This is a genomic window from Bacillus sp. A015 (genome assembly GCF_053851875.1).
In genome coordinates this window covers 40,425-56,482 of sequence record NZ_JBSPZB010000007.1, presented here as the reverse complement: position 1 = coordinate 56,482, position 16,058 = coordinate 40,425, and the positions used below count along the sequence as shown (strand labels likewise).

Annotated in this window: 19 protein-coding genes, 1 riboswitch and 1 other annotated feature; of the genes, 3 read left to right on the top strand and 16 right to left on the bottom strand. The window is 43.0% G+C overall.

Annotated elements, in window-relative coordinates; all coding sequences use genetic code 11:
- Positions 1-173: 173 nt before the first annotated feature.
- The 5 genes from ACSLGF_RS08285 to purU all read right to left on the bottom strand — a co-directional run bounded on the left by ACSLGF_RS08285 (position 174) and on the right by purU (position 5,137).
- The gene (locus tag ACSLGF_RS08285) at positions 174-308 is read right to left on the bottom strand and encodes a phosphatase (protein ID WP_456004241.1); all 135 of its coding nucleotides are present in this window, start codon (positions 306-308) and stop codon (positions 174-176) included.
- Positions 298-1,434, bottom strand: coding sequence for a Rap family tetratricopeptide repeat protein (locus ACSLGF_RS08280; protein ID WP_099727474.1), 1,137 nt, complete (start codon positions 1,432-1,434; stop codon positions 298-300). Before ACSLGF_RS08280 ends, ACSLGF_RS08285 begins: the two co-directional genes overlap by 11 nt.
- 125 nt (positions 1,435-1,559) lie before the next feature.
- On the bottom strand, positions 1,560-2,807 hold the full coding sequence (locus ACSLGF_RS08275) for a glutamate-5-semialdehyde dehydrogenase (protein ID WP_456004238.1): 1,248 nt from the start codon (positions 2,805-2,807) through the stop codon (positions 1,560-1,562).
- Between the two features lie 12 nt (positions 2,808-2,819).
- A complete protein-coding gene (gene proB / locus ACSLGF_RS08270; protein WP_456004235.1) occupies positions 2,820-3,917 on the bottom strand; it encodes a glutamate 5-kinase in 1,098 nt (365 codons plus the stop codon).
- 56 nt (positions 3,918-3,973) lie between these two features.
- Positions 3,974-4,191 (bottom strand) — a binding site (T-box leader).
- Between the two features lie 43 nt (positions 4,192-4,234).
- Positions 4,235-5,137, bottom strand: coding sequence for a formyltetrahydrofolate deformylase (gene purU / locus ACSLGF_RS08265; RefSeq protein WP_456004232.1), 903 nt, complete (start codon positions 5,135-5,137; stop codon positions 4,235-4,237).
- A gap of 162 nt (positions 5,138-5,299) precedes the next feature.
- Here purU and ACSLGF_RS08260 point away from each other — a divergent pair, with 162 nt between their 5' ends.
- The gene (locus ACSLGF_RS08260; RefSeq protein WP_024719622.1) at positions 5,300-5,485 is read left to right on the top strand and encodes a hypothetical protein; all 186 of its coding nucleotides are present in this window, start codon (positions 5,300-5,302) and stop codon (positions 5,483-5,485) included.
- A 194-nt stretch (positions 5,486-5,679) separates the two neighbouring features.
- On the opposite strand, the gene ACSLGF_RS08255 is transcribed toward ACSLGF_RS08260, so the two are convergent.
- A complete protein-coding gene (locus tag ACSLGF_RS08255; RefSeq protein WP_099727478.1) occupies positions 5,680-5,994 on the bottom strand; it encodes a DMT family transporter in 315 nt (104 codons plus the stop codon).
- Complete coding sequence (locus ACSLGF_RS08250; RefSeq protein ID WP_456004229.1) at positions 5,991-6,320, bottom strand: DMT family transporter; 330 nt, start codon at positions 6,318-6,320, stop codon at positions 5,991-5,993. The genes ACSLGF_RS08255 and ACSLGF_RS08250 overlap by 4 nt, the downstream gene beginning before the upstream one ends.
- A 66-nt stretch (positions 6,321-6,386) precedes the next feature.
- Positions 6,387-6,495: riboswitch (guanidine-I (ykkC/yxkD leader) on the bottom strand.
- 371 nt (positions 6,496-6,866) lie between these two features.
- Between ACSLGF_RS08250 and ACSLGF_RS08245 the strand changes: the two genes are divergently transcribed.
- Entirely contained in the window at positions 6,867-7,910 is a 1,044-nt protein-coding gene (locus ACSLGF_RS08245) for a bifunctional transcriptional activator/DNA repair enzyme AdaA (RefSeq protein ID WP_456004227.1), read from the top strand.
- Between the two features lie 19 nt (positions 7,911-7,929).
- On the opposite strand, the gene ACSLGF_RS08240 is transcribed toward ACSLGF_RS08245, so the two are convergent.
- The 5 genes from ACSLGF_RS08240 to ACSLGF_RS08220 form a co-directional block, all read right to left on the bottom strand.
- Positions 7,930-8,475 (bottom strand): GNAT family N-acetyltransferase, encoded by a 546-nt coding sequence (locus tag ACSLGF_RS08240; protein ID WP_456004224.1) that lies wholly within the window; start codon positions 8,473-8,475, stop codon positions 7,930-7,932.
- Between the two features lie 18 nt (positions 8,476-8,493).
- Positions 8,494-8,982: a small multi-drug export protein gene (locus tag ACSLGF_RS08235; protein WP_456004221.1), complete on the bottom strand. Its 489-nt coding sequence runs from the start codon at positions 8,980-8,982 to the stop codon at positions 8,494-8,496.
- 111 nt (positions 8,983-9,093) lie between these two features.
- Positions 9,094-9,846: an HAAS domain-containing protein gene (locus ACSLGF_RS08230; RefSeq protein ID WP_456004218.1), complete on the bottom strand. Its 753-nt coding sequence runs from the start codon at positions 9,844-9,846 to the stop codon at positions 9,094-9,096.
- Positions 9,847-9,850: 4 nt separating this feature from the next.
- Positions 9,851-10,177: a PadR family transcriptional regulator gene (locus tag ACSLGF_RS08225; RefSeq protein WP_456004216.1), complete on the bottom strand. Its 327-nt coding sequence runs from the start codon at positions 10,175-10,177 to the stop codon at positions 9,851-9,853.
- A gap of 114 nt (positions 10,178-10,291) precedes the next feature.
- A complete protein-coding gene (locus ACSLGF_RS08220; protein ID WP_268508050.1) occupies positions 10,292-10,813 on the bottom strand; it encodes an acyl-CoA thioesterase in 522 nt (173 codons plus the stop codon).
- A gap of 179 nt (positions 10,814-10,992) precedes the next feature.
- Here ACSLGF_RS08220 and ACSLGF_RS08215 point away from each other — a divergent pair, with 179 nt between their 5' ends.
- A complete protein-coding gene (locus tag ACSLGF_RS08215; RefSeq protein ID WP_456004213.1) occupies positions 10,993-11,853 on the top strand; it encodes a dimethylarginine dimethylaminohydrolase family protein in 861 nt (286 codons plus the stop codon).
- A 73-nt stretch (positions 11,854-11,926) separates the two neighbouring features.
- Here the strand turns inward: ACSLGF_RS08215 and ACSLGF_RS08210 are convergent, their stop codons facing one another.
- From ACSLGF_RS08210 to ACSLGF_RS08195, 4 genes are read right to left on the bottom strand one after another with little or no spacing between them, the layout of a single operon-like run.
- Positions 11,927-12,895, bottom strand: coding sequence for an ABC transporter ATP-binding protein (locus ACSLGF_RS08210; protein WP_456004210.1), 969 nt, complete (start codon positions 12,893-12,895; stop codon positions 11,927-11,929).
- Entirely contained in the window at positions 12,895-13,803 is a 909-nt protein-coding gene (locus ACSLGF_RS08205) for a C40 family peptidase (protein ID WP_456004207.1), read from the bottom strand. The genes ACSLGF_RS08210 and ACSLGF_RS08205 overlap by 1 nt, the downstream gene beginning before the upstream one ends.
- On the bottom strand, positions 13,803-14,882 hold the full coding sequence (locus tag ACSLGF_RS08200; RefSeq protein ID WP_456004204.1) for a mandelate racemase/muconate lactonizing enzyme family protein: 1,080 nt from the start codon (positions 14,880-14,882) through the stop codon (positions 13,803-13,805). Before ACSLGF_RS08200 ends, ACSLGF_RS08205 begins: the two co-directional genes overlap by 1 nt.
- Positions 14,879-15,820: a S66 peptidase family protein gene (locus ACSLGF_RS08195; RefSeq protein WP_456004201.1), complete on the bottom strand. Its 942-nt coding sequence runs from the start codon at positions 15,818-15,820 to the stop codon at positions 14,879-14,881. The genes ACSLGF_RS08200 and ACSLGF_RS08195 overlap by 4 nt, the downstream gene beginning before the upstream one ends.
- Between the last annotated feature and the right edge of the window lie 238 nt (positions 15,821-16,058).

Sequence of the window (16,058 nt, the reverse complement as noted above, 5' to 3'; positions counted from 1 at the left end):
CTCTTTCACTCCATTAATATTTTCTACAATTTAATTGTACACAATCTAATTTCAAGAGTCAATGAAAAACACTCTTATTAAGCTTTCCTACAAGTTTCATTTTTATGAACATATCACGCTGGTTCATTGTAAGGCAGTCAATCAATAAAAAAAAAGCCCTTTACATAGGGCTTTTAAAAGGTGACATGCTGCGGATTCGGTTGTTCTAACGTGTGGTTTCTGTTATCCGGTGCGGCACTAGCTGATGCCACCCATAATGCCATGATTGTGATGCTTGTACAGACGACTGCCCATTTTTTAAAATTCATATAAACAATCCCCTCTCTGAATATAGATTCGAGCATGTTCCGCTTCCCCATAGAACATGGAAGATTTTTCATAATCCTCTATTTCATTATAATACTTTGCGGTGTCTAATGCTAGCTCCTCTATATCGGGATATGCATAAGCAGACTCTAAAAAATGGAAAATTCGTTTAATATGCTCGGCGTCTTGTCTTAAGTACAACGCCTCTAGAAATATTGTCTTTTGAATATGAATGTCATCCTGCAGAGCTTCTGCTCGTTTCATACATTCTTCTCTGTAGTATAATGCTTCTTCGTTTTTACCTTGTTTGTATAATATCTGAGCGGCTGTATAAAGAGGATCTATCGATCGACGAAGATGATCGGATTGATTTTGATCAAATAATGAGATGGATTCTTTCATTAAGTCGAGTGCGCGGTTCAATTCTCCCATTCTGTAATAGCTGTTGCCCATATTAAACAAAGAGGAAGCAATAAAACGCACATTCTGAAAGTCTCTTGATCTCGCAAGTGCTCTTTCGAGATGTGGTAATGCCTTTTCATGCCTTCTCATATCATCATAATTACCAGCTACAATAAATTCACACTGAATGGTGCGAAGCGCATATAGTTCGTGCTGAATATAGACATCCAGCGCTAGTTTGGCATGGTGCATCGAAATATGTGTTTGTTTCATGTGATAATATATTTCTGACATTTTAAAATGATATTCCGCACGTTCAATATCGTCGGATACAAAAGAAAGCTTGTGCTCCGCCTTTTGATAAGACGATATGGCAGCAATGTATTGCCTCCGGCCGAATTCATACATGCCTCTGAAGAAATGATAGTAGTATTCAAGCATGCCTGTGACATGCGTTTGATGCTCATCTATTTCTTTCGAAAGCTCGGAAAAGTTGGCGCGAAGCTTTCCTTCCTTTAATGGCTTTAAATAATCGAGCATGACCTCATGCCTAAATTCCATTAAAGAAAAATAGAGAAGCAAATTCTGATCTTCTTCCATTGAATCAAGAGAGGTGCGAATTTCCTGCTTTAACTGTTCTGCTTGTTCTGAATCAAATCTGCGGATTAATTCATACCACTTGTTGATTTTCACTCCAATATCCGAAGAGGGAATGATTTTCGCCATACGTTGCCTTCTCCAATCTTCTCAAAATATAAAACATTACCATATTTTATCATACTTGACCTGAGAAATACAAAAATGAAAGGAAAAAGAGAGCCTGTTGGTGACTAGACTCTCTTTTGACATCGTTATTCTCTTATTTGCCCTTGACCACGAATGACAAATTTTTCAGAGGTTAAGGCTGGCAGACCCATCGGCCCTCTTGCGTGCAATTTTTGTGTACTAATGCCTATTTCTGCGCCATAGCCAAATTCAAAGCCATCTGTAAATCGAGTGGAGGCATTATGATAAACAGCGGCAGCGTCGACAGCTGTTAAGAAAAATGCCGCATGCTGATCATTTTCCGTAATGATGGCTTCAGAGTGCTTGGAGCTGTATGTTTGAATGTGTTGAATCGCTTCTTCTATGTTCTGAACGATTTTGATACTGACAATTGGTGCTAAGAATTCCGTTTCAAAGTCAGCAGTTGTCGCAAGTGTTGCGCCCTGAGCAAGCGCGCATACAGCTTCATCGCCTCGTATCTCTACCCCGTTTGTATGAAGTGCTTCAAATAACGAAGCGCCGTGTGCCTTTGCCCATGTTTCATGAATGACAATGCTCTCAATGGCATTACAAACAGATGGTCTTTGGGTTTTGGCATTCAGAACAATCTGTTCAGCCATCTCTTTTTTGGCCGTTTCATCAATGTAAATATGACAGTTCCCTGCGCCTGTCTCAAGCACTGGCACGGTAGACTCTCTCACAACGAGATCGATTAAATTTTTCCCGCCGCGCGGAATGAGGACATCCAGGTAGTCATTTAAGGTGAACAGCGTTTTAGCCGTTTCACGGCCTGTATCTTCAATCAATTGCACACTGTCTACTGGAATATCCGTTTCATGAAGCGCTTCATGAATGACCTTCACAATCGCTTTATTACTATGGATGGCCGATGAGCTTCCTCGAAGGATCACAGCATTTCCAGTTTTCAAGCAAAGGGTCGCAGCATCTACTGTCACGTTCGGCCTTGCTTCATAAATCATCCCAACCGTTCCGAGAGGCACACGTACTTTTTCAATCAAAAGACCATTTTCTTTTTGAATGGTTTCTAACGTTTCACCAATTGGGTCTTTTAGCTGAATCAGTTGAAGCGTAGCGTCTGCGATTGCTTCAATTCTCTCTTCCGTGAGTGTGATCCGGTCGATGACAGATGGGGTGAACTGCTTTTCCTCGGCTGCCTGAACATCCTTTTCGTTCTCCTCAATTAAAAAAGCTGAAGATGCTTTTAGAGCTTTTGCGATTGCGTGTAAAGCAGCATTCTTTTGTTCAGTCGTTTTTAATAGCAGCTGATCTTTGGCCGCACTTGCCTTTTTTGCTTTTTCAAGAACTTCATTCATCGTATTCCCTCCTCAGTTTTGTACATGCTGTACCCAGTGATCTCGGTGTATGACCTCAGGCTTCTCATGAGAAAGCTCATCACTTCGCATCCCTTTAATGCCGAGAAGCTCATCAGATGCGTACAATGTTTGTCCCTTACCAACTAATCCGTTCGGACCGACGACTTCAACGACCTCTCCTTTAGAAAAATCACCAGCGACATCAATGACACCCGCCGGAAGAAGGCTTCTGCCGTTGTGCAAAATCGCCGCTTCCGCTCCCGCATCAATCATGATCTTCCCAGAGACAGGTGAGTGGAATTGAATCCATTGACGGCGGTTATTGACCGATGATAAGTCTTGTTCACCGATATACGTTCCATCACCTTGACCTGCGAGAATATGTAGCAGTTTGTCTTCCCCTGTACCCATGCCAATGAAGACTTTGACGCCAAGTGAAAGTGCGGTTTGTGCAGCAGACAGCTTTGATTTCATCCCGCCTGTTCCAACCTTCGAACCAGTGCTCTTCGCATATGAAAACAATTCATCTGAAATGTGTGTCAGTGCATCAAACCGCTTCGCGTCAGGATGCTCATTTGGGTTTGCATCATAAATTCCGTTAATATCAGTTAAGATGATCAATTGATCTGCATGGATTAATCCACTGACAAGAGCCGACAGCATGTCATTATCACCAAAGGTAAGCTCCTCGATCGAAACCGAATCATTTTCATTAATAATCGGTAAAATTTTTCTTTCCAATAGTTCCATCATCGTTGCGTAAGCATTTCGATATCTTGTGCGATCTGAAAAGTCATTACGTGTTAAAAGCATTTGTGCAGGCGTCATGTGAAACTGTGAAAATAGCTCTGTATATTTCTGCATTAATAAGCCTTGACCAACGGCAGCAGCAGCCTGTTTTCCTTTTAAGGTCACAGGTCTTGATGGATATCCTAAACTGCCAAATCCCGCCGCAACAGCTCCTGACGAAATTAAAATGATTTCATGTCCTGCCTCTTTAAGCTTTGCAATGGCTCTCACATGATCCCATATTTTTTGTTCATCAATGGCTCCCTTTTGCTCTGTTAATGAACTGCTGCCAATTTTTATGACGATCCTTTGCTTTTTCATCATTGATTCCCTCCGCTATACCTTTAGGCACAAAAAAAATCCCTTTTTCTCCTTAATTAAAGGACGAAAAGGGATTTTCCGTGGTACCACCTTCATTGAATAAGCATGCGCGTGCTTATTCCACTCAACTCCTGTAACGCCAGGCCTGCGCTTAGATTTTTCCTCTAAGGCTCAAAGGGTAGGTTCAGCAGCTGTCTGCGGCAAATGTTTCAGCCTGTCATTTGCTCTCTTTACACAGCAGTTCCTGCTTACTATTCCTTTTCAACGCTCGTTAATTTTTTTATATTATCACCAATTGCTTCAGAAAAGTCAAGCGGTCAATTAAACACGATCGTTTTATTCTCATGAACAATAATCCGATCTTCTAGATGCCATTTGACAGCACGTGCAAGCACACTTCGTTCAATCGTACGACCCATATTCTTTAGTGCCTCTGTATCATCCCGGTGATCTACCCGCTCAATATCCTGTTCAATGATCGGCCCTTCGTCTAAATCATTTGTTACATAGTGAGAAGTCGCACCGATTAATTTGACACCCCGCTCATATGCCCGTTTGTATGGGTTCGCACCGATAAACGCTGGCAGGAAGGAATGGTGAATATTAATGATTTTGTTCGGATGCTGTTCAATAAAGGCAGGTGTTAAAATTTGCATGTATCTAGCAAGCACAACCACATCAATATCGTACTCTTCTAATAATGCGAGCTGCTGTTTTTCTGCTTCTTTGCGAATGTCTTTATTCGCCTTCACATGATGGAATGGAATCCCGAGCGCTTCTACTGTATCTTTTGCCGTTTCATGATTGCTGATGACAACCGCAATTTCAGCCATTAAATTTCCGCTCTGCCATTCCCATAGAAGCTCATGTAAACAATGAAGTTCTTTTGACACGAAGATCGCCAGCTTTTTGAGCTCACTTGCGCGTGACATGCTCCACGTCATTTGAAATGATTCAGCAATTGGCTCAAAGCCGTTTTTCAGCTGATCAATATTAGCCGAGATGTCTTTCCAATCAAATTCAATTCTTAAAAAGAACCGGCCACTTTCATGATCTGTTGTGTATTGACTGGATTCAATGATGTTTGCTCCGCGCTCAAATAAAAAGGTAGATACAGCTGACACAATACCGGGCTGATCCGGGCAGCTGACAAGCAATCTTCCTTTTTGCTCGTGCTTTTGTCTGTGTAATTCAAGTTTCTCTGTAATCAATGTTCTCATGTATCATGACCTCTTTTACGTTTTCATTCTAATGAAATATTATACTGGACTGGAAAGAGAAAAAGCAATTGAGAGCCGCATTTTTTATTGAATATTCATTCAATTCTGCATCAGGCGTGATATAATATGAATAGACCTTTTATCACAAAAGGAGTGATGGAGATGAAAAGCATGACTTTATTTGGTAAAGTGAGCTTTTGGCTCGGCATCGTATGTCTAATTACGGGCATTTATCTTTTTATGACCGGAGAAAGACTCATTCCTTTACTCACGTTTGGTGTATGTTTTCTGCTTGTGAGTCAGCTTTACCGCAAAAATGAAAACGATTCCAATCATCATTCGATGTGACACAAAGGGCTAAAATGAACTTTATTTTAGCCCTTTGTCTTCTTTTCAGCGTGATAGAAAACCTTTGAAGTCTAGGAAGGACGAGTACTGGAGCGGAGCGAATTTGACATTCGTGAGCACCGGCACGCAGGACTGACACCGAATGCGATGGTTTGTCTACACGCTGAGGCTGGCAAACAGATGCCAGCCTTTTTTTATTCAATGATTTTTAGCCCTACCGCCGCAGACAATATCAGTGCGATAAAGAAAATGCGTTTCGCCTCTTTCGACTCGCCGTAAAACAGCATGCCGACAATGGCGCCTCCTGCAGCTCCAATTCCAGTCCAAATGGCATACGCTGTTCCCATCGGAATTGTATTCATCGCAAGAGACAGCATCAGAAAGGACAGCGAAAATCCAGCTGCAATGAATAAAATCCATTTCAGATGTCGATCTTTCTGGAATTGATTCATCATGGTGACACAAAGCATTTCTAAGATGCCTGCCCCAATGAGTAAAAGCCAGCTCACGATTCAGCCTCTCCTTTCTCTTCACCTGTTGTCAGTTTCAGTCCTAATACACCGCACAAAAGCATCATGATCAGCAGTAATTTAGCAAGCTGAACCGGTTCACCAAGTACCATGCCTAAGATGACGGTACCTGCTGTTCCAAGCCCGGTAAAGACGGCATAAAGTGTACCAACTGGCAGCACATTCGTTGCTTTCATGAGTAAATAAAAGCTTACGATAATACAAACGATGGTTGCGCTCCATTCCAGGAGGGAGTGGGCATATTTCAGTCCCATCACCCAGCCGACTTCAAATATGGCCGCAATGAATACATTTCCCCATTTCATCCGATCTCTTCCTTTCTTACCGATTCCATGCAACAAAAAAAGCCCGGAAATCGATCGTTTGATCAAATCTCCCGGGCTTTTATCCCTCCGTGTCCATATGGTCTATTCTAAAGACCCTATGTGTTTTCTCTCGGACCAGACTGCATCGCCGCACGGAACCCTAGAAAACCAATTCATCATAAGCAGACCTGCCATAGAGCAGATTCTGTATGGAAAAATTGTATCACACCCCGGTATGCCGGTCTACTGCTTTACCTTCTCATTCAAATATACTTGTTCATTTTTCGAAAGAAAGTGATGTGAGCCGAAGTATACTAAATAATAGCAAGAGGAAATCAAGAAACCGTGCTGTGAGCTTCGAACCAAAACGGATGTCATGATATCGAAAACCGCTTTTAGTACTTGGCTGATATAATGAAACAAGATCCATTTTATGAACGATTAAGGTCATGCCTTTGTGTGTACAAATGATTCGTTCTGTGTCAGACCGAAGAAATCATGAATAACAAAATCAATCATTTTATAGGAAAACAAGGGGTGGATCATATGATGATGACCGACGAACAAAAACATGCATTTTATCAAGCACTTGTTGAAAAAAATCCGCAATATGACGGCACATTTTTTGCTGGCATCAAAACAACCGGCATCTTCTGCCATGCCACATGTACCGCCAGAAAACCGAAATATGAAAACTGTGAGTTTTTCTTTACAGCAGAAGAAGCACTGCTAGCAGGGTATCGTCCGTGCAAACGCTGCACACCATTAACATTCCCTAACAGCATTCCGGAAGAAGTCGAAACACTCGTTTCAGCAGTTGAAAAAAGTCCTGAGAAACGATGGAAAGAAGAAGACTTTCGCCAATTAGGGATTCACTCTGCAACCGCGCAAAGAAAATTTAAAGAAATTTACGGAATGACCTTTGTTCAATATGCTAGGTCACGCCGTATGGGACTTGCCTTTAAAGAAATTCTGAACGGAAAAAAAGTCATTGATCAGCAAGTCACCTTCGGCTATGAATCTTCTAGTGCCTTCAATGATGCATTTACGAAAATTATGGGGAATCCACCTAAAAAAGCACAGGTCAACATCCTGCATGCCAATTTTATTTCTACACCGATCGGGCGGATGATCAGCCTATCAGATGCAACACATGTGTATTTACTTGAATTTATGGACAGACGAGGATTAGAAAGAGAAATTGAAGCCATAAGAAAAAAACATCATGCCCGCATTCTAGTTGGCGAAACAAAAGTTCATCAGCAGCTAGCAGAGGAGTTGACCTTATATTTTGAAAAGAAACGCACGCAGTTTACTGTGCCACTTTCCTTACATGGCACCCCTTTTCAAATGAAGGTGTGGGACATGCTTTCGCGCATTCCGGCAGGTGAAACAAGATCATATAGAGACATTGCCAATATGCTTGGCGATCCGCACTTGGTTCGGGCGGTTGGCAATGCAAATGGTGCCAATCAAATGGCCATTATCGTTCCCTGCCACCGCGTCATTCAAACAAATGGTGAGCTCGGGGGATACGGCGGCGGAGTCGAACGCAAGAAATATTTACTTCAGTTAGAACAGCGTGTATAAAAGAAAAAATCGGCTCTCTTTATTGGTTAAGTGAGCCGATTTCTCCGTCACGGGTGATGCTGTATACATCAATGATTTGATCCCATTTTGAAATGGTTTTTTCTTTTTTCATGCCCATTTTTAAAGCGACCTTCACCGACGCTTCATTCTCAGGACGAATTAAGCTTACCATTCGTCTGACCTTCATTTCTTCAAACCCATAAGTCAGACAGCCTTTTGCGGCCTCAGCACCGTACCCATTTCCCCACGCCGCTCTTTTTAGCATATAGCCGATTTCAAGCTCAGTTTGTCCTTCGATGTTTTGCAGCACAATTCCGCTTTGTCCAAGCGGTTCCTTCGTTTCTTTATCTTCAATGACCCACAGGGAGGTATGGTACATGCGGTCATTCTTTTGATTCCAGACAATCCACTCTTTCGTCTGTTTTTCATCCTTTAAAGAAGGATAATACTTCATGACTTCTTCATCTTGGAACAACATTTCATATAAGAATGGTGCATCGTGCTCATTCATTGTTCTAAGTCTAAGGCGTTCTGTTTCGAGCACTGTCCGTGTCTGATTTTTCACCTATTCTCCTCCCCTCGCTTACTTGCTAAAGATATCTCCGAACAATCCATTTGAATCCGGGGCAAAGTAATGAAAGCCCGCACCGGTTAAACTAGCTGCTAGTGCTGTCCACATCATTAAGCTGACCGTCATCCACACCGCCACTTGTTTTCTTTTCGTACCGAAGCTCATACACATAAAAGCCGCTAAATGACTGCCGATGATAAAAGGACCGACGAGTGCAAGACCAGGAAGACCATATCGTTCCCAAATTTTTCTGGCCCGCTGCTGCTTTTTCTCCCCTTTTTCATCACTTTTATCCTCTTTTCTCTTCAACCGCCATGCTTTAAACCGGTCAACGAAGACAATGAGAAGAAAGACTGTAAGAAAGTTGCCGATGAACCCAATCACCGCTGATGTCACAGGATGCAGTCCACTTAAGATTGCCAGCGGAACGACACCAACCACTTCAAAAAAAGGCAAAGCAGCCAATACAAAAACGAGTATATACCCCCATACAATATCCAAAAACAGAACCCCTTTTCATTTTTGTCCTCTTCCCATTGTAAAGAAAAACACGATTCCATTTCTACATTTTTTTAGAAAAAGAAAAGTACATCGTATAGGATGTGCTCTGTTTTACATGGTATTTTCATTTTTCTTGTTTGTTCTCCGCAAGACAACTAGCGTGAGCAATATTAAGATGACAACAGACAGCAGGCTTGTGAGCAGAAGCACACTTGGTGACGTCCAGCCAATCCATTCGAATATGAGCTGCGGTCCGAAAAAAATAATCGGAATCAGTGAAACGACATTCGCCTTTAAGATTGCATTAAATACGACGATACAAAGCAACATCAGAAGGATGACGCCCCATCTTTGGCTTGAAGTAAGCACAAGTAATGGTGTACCGAGCTTTTGATCCAATAAATTCACTGTGATCATGGCCGTCAGCTGAAAGATTCCTAAGATCCAAAAATAGAAAAATGCCCGGCGGCTTGTTTGAAAGGCAGACGCTCTAAACATCACAATCGTTATGATGACATTGGCCACTAAAATGAGCGGGTAACCAATCAGTGCGTACCAAGAATACGATAAGCTTTGACTGATTGCGTCTGATAAAATCATGTAAAAGAGCGACCCAATCAAAAAGGCACTGACAAATGGCACCCAATCTTTATAATGTCTCGAAAGCTCTTTTGCCAGTTCATCAGCAAAGGCCCGCGGATCTTTGCCAAACACATCCTCACCTGTTTTCCCATCTTTCTCCGCTTCGACAGCGTGTGTCGTTAATTCATCCATCAGCTCGTCAATTTCGTCCTCATTTTTCCCCTTTGATATGAGATAGAATTTCATCTCTAGTAATATGTGTCTTGTTTCTTTAGTTACCATATTCTCACTTCCCTTTATGTAATAAGCGCTCTACATTTTCTGACAGCTCATTCCAGCGTGCAATAAAATCGGTTAGCGCTTGTTCTCCCGCTTGAGTGAGCGTATAGTATTTTCTTTTCGGTCCGCTTGCTGATGCTTTTGTGACCGTGCTGACCAGCTGTTCTTTTTGCATACGCAGCAGAATCGGATAAATACTTCCTTCACTAATTTGATCAAATCCATAATGCGCGAGCTTCTTCGTCATTTCATACCCATAAATGTCACCCTCAGAAATAATCGACAGCATGCAGCCTTCTAAAATTCCTTTTAGCATTTGTGTTGATGTTGTCATCATTATTCCTCCGTTTTCAGTACCTTGCATCACAAGATATCCATATCTTACCATACACTATCTTGCCATGCAATATACCATGATAGAAAAAAATCACCGCTTAAAGGGTGATTTTTACGCCCATGGTTTATCTGTCCCAAGTGCGTCAGCCAAAGCTTTACTATGCTTTCGGCGGCTTTTTCTTTCCTCTGCCCGCTGCTTCGCTGTTTGATGCAGCATGATTTCTTCCTCTGTTTCTGGCATGACTTGCGGAACTCGTTTTGGCTTTCCGTTTTCATCTAACGAGACAAATGTAAGGAATGAAGTCGCTGCGAGTCTGCGCTCTCCAGACATCAAGTTTTCTTTCATGACTTTGACGAACACTTCCATAGAAGACGTGCCGACCCATGTGACATAGGACTCTAAGCATACAGACTCTTTCTGTCCAATAGGCTCTAAAAAGTCAACAGAATCCATTGATGCTGTCACCGTTTCACTGCGGCTGTGTCTTGCTGCCGAGATGGAGGCAATATCATCTATATAACTCATTAATTTCCCGCCAAATAAGGTTTGGTGGTTATTCGTATCGAGAGGGAATACCCTGCTTGTTTTTACAACTTTCGATTCCTTGCAGTACTTGAAATTTTCTTCACTCATCATTATAGCTCCTTCTTGCAGTTTTCGTTGATGCGGAACGACTTTTATTAAACACTATTCTTTTAGGTTTGTCTAAACTTTTTGCTTTAGTCTCACATGAGAGATTTTCTTTCGGAAATGTTTCAACATTTACTAGAAGGAGGAATAATAGAACTATCTACGAACAAGGAGGCCATTTGATGGATTCTATGAAATCAGAGAAAGTGTACAAAACGCCGCAATGTATGAGTGAATATGATGATTTACAAGAAGTCCTCTTGTGCAGCCCTATTTATATGGAAATCAAACAAATCATCAACGAAACCCAAAAGCATTTTGCTAGAGAAAATATTTCTCAAATCAAAGCAGTGGCTCAGCATAAGCAGCTGATTCAAACGTTAAAACACCATCATGTACGGCCTACCCTGCTTCCTGCAAATGACCGCTTTCCTGAACAAGTCTTCACTCGGGATATTGGGTTTACGATTGGACATACCTTATTTGTGTCAAACATGGCCGCTCAGGTTCGACAAGGAGAAGAACAATCGTTAAAAGAGTGGGCACAGGCAAAAGGCTGGACAACCGTCACCGTGACAGATGGAACGATTGAAGGCGGCGATGTGCTTGTGGATCAGACCCGTGTATTTGTTGGAACGAGCAAAAGAACAAATTTAGCCGCTATCCATCAGCTAAAAAAAGAGCTGCCGGATCACGACATCATTCCCATTCATCTTCCTCCTCACATTTTGCATCTCGATTGTGTGATGAATATTCTTTCTCATGAGGAGATATTGATATATCCTGAAGCCTTCACCAAAAAGGATCTTCACTTGCTCAACAAGCATTATGATCTGATTAAAATAAGTGAACAAGAGCAATTCACACTTGGACCAAATGTTTTATCCATTGGGCAGAAAAAAGTGATCAGCTTACCGATCAATCCAGAAACAAATGCTGCATTAACCGCTCGCGGGTACACTGTCATTGAAGTGGATTTTTCAGAAATCATTAAATCTGGCGGCTCTTTTAGATGCTGCACACTGCCTATTCGGCGTTCATAAATACAAAAAAGCCAGCTTGTAGAACAGCTTGTCTACTTGCTGGCTTTTATGCGGCTTGTCCTATGTCATGGCGTTATTTCCTATCGTATAAATGACAGGCGACTTCATGTCCTTCTTCCGCTGCTTGTAATGTTGGCTTTTTTTCAGCACAGACGTCCATGGCGGCAGGACATCTTGTTCTAAATACACAGCCGCTTGGCGGGTTCACTGGACTTGGAATTTCTCCTTTTAACATGAATCTTTTGCGCTTGTCTTCCACGTCAGGATCTGGAATGGGGATAGCAGATAGCAGAGCCTGTGTATACGGATGCAGCGGCGTCTTATATAAAGCATCACTGCTCGTCATTTCCACGAGATGTCCTAAATACATCACACCAATTCGATCGCTGATATATTTGACCATAGACAAATCATGTGCAATGAATAAAAACGTTAATCCTTCCTCTTTTTGCAGCTTTTTCAGCAAATTCACGACCTGCGCTTGAACGGATACATCTAGTGCAGAAATCGGCTCATCTGCGACAATAAATTTTGGCGCTAAGGCAAGTGCTCTTGCAATTCCTATTCTCTGCCTCTGACCTCCGCTAAATTCATGCGGATAGCGGGTGGCGAAATCATAGCTTAGCCCTACCGCTTCAAGCAGTTCTTTCACGCGGGCGATTCTCTTCTTTTGACTCCCATAAAGGTTATGGATCTCCATCGGTTCCAGCATAATATCTTTTACTGACAGCCTTGGGTTTAAAGATGAATACGGATCTTGAAACACCATTTGGATTTGTCTATTAAAATCAAATGCTTCTCTTTTAGACAGGTGGTGAAGACTTTTCCCTTCATACAAGGCTTCACCATCTGTCGGGTCGTAAAGCCGCATGATCACTTTCCCAAGTGTGGATTTACCGCAGCCCGACTCGCCAACGAGACCAAAGGTTTCGCCTTGTTTCAGCTGAAAAGAGACCCCGTCTAACGCTTTTAAGGTTCTTCCTTTGGATAGATGAAAATGTTTTTTTAGATTGTTGACTTGTAAAAGTGGTTCAACTGCCATCACACCTTCCCCCTTTCGCTTGGCAAATACCGCCTTGCACCTGCCCATTCTCTCTCATATGAAGTGCCAGAAAGGGAAAGAAGCTCTATTTGTCTGCCGGTTTTAGGCGAGTGAAGCATGAGGCCATCCCCCGCATATATCCCAACATGGCGGACAGCTCCCTTGCCATTTTCATTTGCAAAAAACATCAGATCACCTGGTTCTAAATGGCTTGATGTGACCGGGGTTCCTTGAACTGCTTGATCACTTGCGTCTCTTGGCAGAAGATATCCGCACGATTTGTACATGCTGTAAACAAAACCGGAACAGTCGTAGCCAAAGCTGCTCATGCCGCCCCATAAATACGAAAGTCCGATAAATTGTTTTCCAATGTCTAAGGCATCCTTACCCGTCATAGTGAAAGGTAATGAAACCGGACGCACATCCTCTTTTTTGATTTCTCTCCTTCCTACTGGGGTAAGAACATGAAAGTGATCACTGGCTTCTTCAACCGCTGCCAGCTCTGTTAAAAAACTAACCTCCATATCCGCTTTCCCTTTTTGATATAACACGGCTTTTTTCTGACCTACGACATGGGTTGTAGCTGGCGCACCTTCCTCCGTTACTTGCTTTAATTGCTGAATAGGGATATAGCCAGGATAGCCTTGCGGATGTTTCCGGCTTGCCTGCTGCGGGATGACGACTTTCATCCATCCGTCTGTCTCTTTTAATCCAATGACTCGTTCGCCGAGCAGCACTTGCGATTGAATCAGATTTTCTTCACATAAAGCCAATTTTTCTTCATACGTTTGCTGGTCAATCCACTCTTTGATTTTGACGGAACCCTGAAGAATCTTTCGATCAATTTCTCTTGGCGACTGCGGTGCTGTCCATACATTCGCGACTGGAACCTTTGATTCATATATCATCACGAGACTCCTTTCACTCCTTGAATGCCTAACCCATGATGTGGTGGAAAGAATATATTTTTTCCTTTGTACACGATTCCTCCGTCTATTAAGTCCTCTTTTAGCATAAGCGGGGCATCAAAGTCGTAGCGGGTAATATTCGGCTGGCTTGCGGCGAGATGAGCAGCTGCTGTAATGCCAAGTTTGGTCTCAATCATACTGCCAACCATGCACTTTACGCCGTAAGCTTCTGCTAAACCATTGATTTTCAGTGCTTCTTTTATACCGCCTGATTTCATTAATTTTAAATTCATCAGATCACAGCTTCGCGTTTCAAGCACCTTGATCGCATCATGGAACCCGAAAATGCTTTCATCCGCCATAATCAACGTGTCCGTTGCTTCCGTCACCCGGCGCAGGCCTTCGATATCTTCTTTAGGCACTGGCTGCTCAACTAGTTCGATATTCAGCGCCTCCATTTTTCGAATGGCCACGATCGCTTCCTTCCACGTCCAGCCCTGGTTTGCATCGAGCCTGATCTGAATATCCGGCCCGACTTTTTCTCGAATCCGCTTGATGCGCTGAATATCCGTGTCTATGTCATCTTTTCCTACTTTTATCTTTAAAGTAGGAAAGCCTTCAGCTACGTATTGCTTCGCATCTTCCGCCATCTCTAGCGGCCGGTTTACACTGACCGTATAATCGGTTTCAAGCTGATCGCGATATCCGCCAAGGTATTGATAAAGTGGAAGCCCTGCCTGTTTCGCTAAGCCATCATAAATCGCCATATCAATTGCAGCCTTTGCACTTGTGTTGCAAGCGAGCACACGGTCTATAGCTGAAAAGATTTGTTCATATTGCGACAATGAAGCCCCGAGCAAGATCGGCCTGATCACTTCACAGATGGCATAGTCGATGCTTTCCAGCGTTTCACCTGTAATCACCGATGTTGGGACCGCCTCTCCGTAGCTGATGTCACCTTGATCATATGTGATGATCACGATGAGAGATGCTGCGTCATACACCGTTCTTAAAGCGGTTTTGAACGGCTTCTTTAGCGGTACACTCGTTCTGCATGTACGAACATCTGCGATTTTCATTTGATCGCCTCTTTCGCTGCGACACCTGGAGAAATATGCAGTTTTTTCCCCGTCGCATCTAGTGCAGCCTGCACGCCTATTGGGATGGCAAAGTTCGGAGATGAATGACCGATCCGAAAGCCGCCAAGTGCAGGTTTCTTTTGCGGCACAATATAGGTCTCCCATAGCTCTTCCAGCGTTAAGGACTGCTCTTTCTTTTTTGGCTCACATTGATGAAAATCCCCTATGATGAATCCAGCCGCATCCTCCAATTTGCCAGCAGATGTAAGGTGCTGCATCATTCGATCGATTTTATATGGTTCTTCGTCAATATCTTCAATGAACAAAAGCTTCCCCTTCGTATCGATCTCAAACGGTGTACCAAGTGTTGTCACGATCAGGGCAAGGTTCCCTCCTGTGATTCCGCCTGAGGCAGTGCCGTGATAGAAGGTTTGAAGAGGTGACAGGTGATGCGCATACGTAAAGGTCTTCGGAGTGAACAGCTGCAAAAAAGTATCCTTCGTATACGGATGGACCTCCTCACATCCCACATCAGAGGAAAGCATCGGGCCATGAAAGGTCACAAGACCCGTCTGCTGCTGGATGGCCGTATGTAAAAACGTAATATCACTATAGCCCCAAAAGATTTTTGGGTTCCGGCGAATGAGGTCATAATCAATGGCTTCCGCGATTCTTGCAGTCCCATATCCTCCGCAAGCACAAATAACGGCCTTCACTTCTGGATCTTGAAACATGCGATGAAGATCTTCTACTCGCTTATGATCGCGGCCTGCTAAATACCCATACCGGCAGTCAATATACTTCCCTTTTTTCACCTTCAGCCCAAGGCTTTCTAAAAAGGCAATCCCTTTTGCTAATTTCAGCTCATCAGGCGGGCTTGCTGGTGCAATAATCCCCACCGTATCCCCTGTTTGAAGTGCCGCTGGCAGCTGGTTCATGCCATATCCCCTCTTTCTCTTTTTCTTTCAATCTATGGGCATCTTCTTCATAACATGAACGAATAAAGGAACAGACGCTTTTTTCAAAGCGTCCCAGATTGTTGACAAAGGGCTAAAATGATCTTAATTTTAGCCCTTTGTCTTCTTTTCAGCGTGATAGAAAGCCCTTGAAGTCTAGGAAGGACGAGTACCGGAGCGGAGCGAATTTGACATTCGTGAGCACCGGCACGCAGGACTG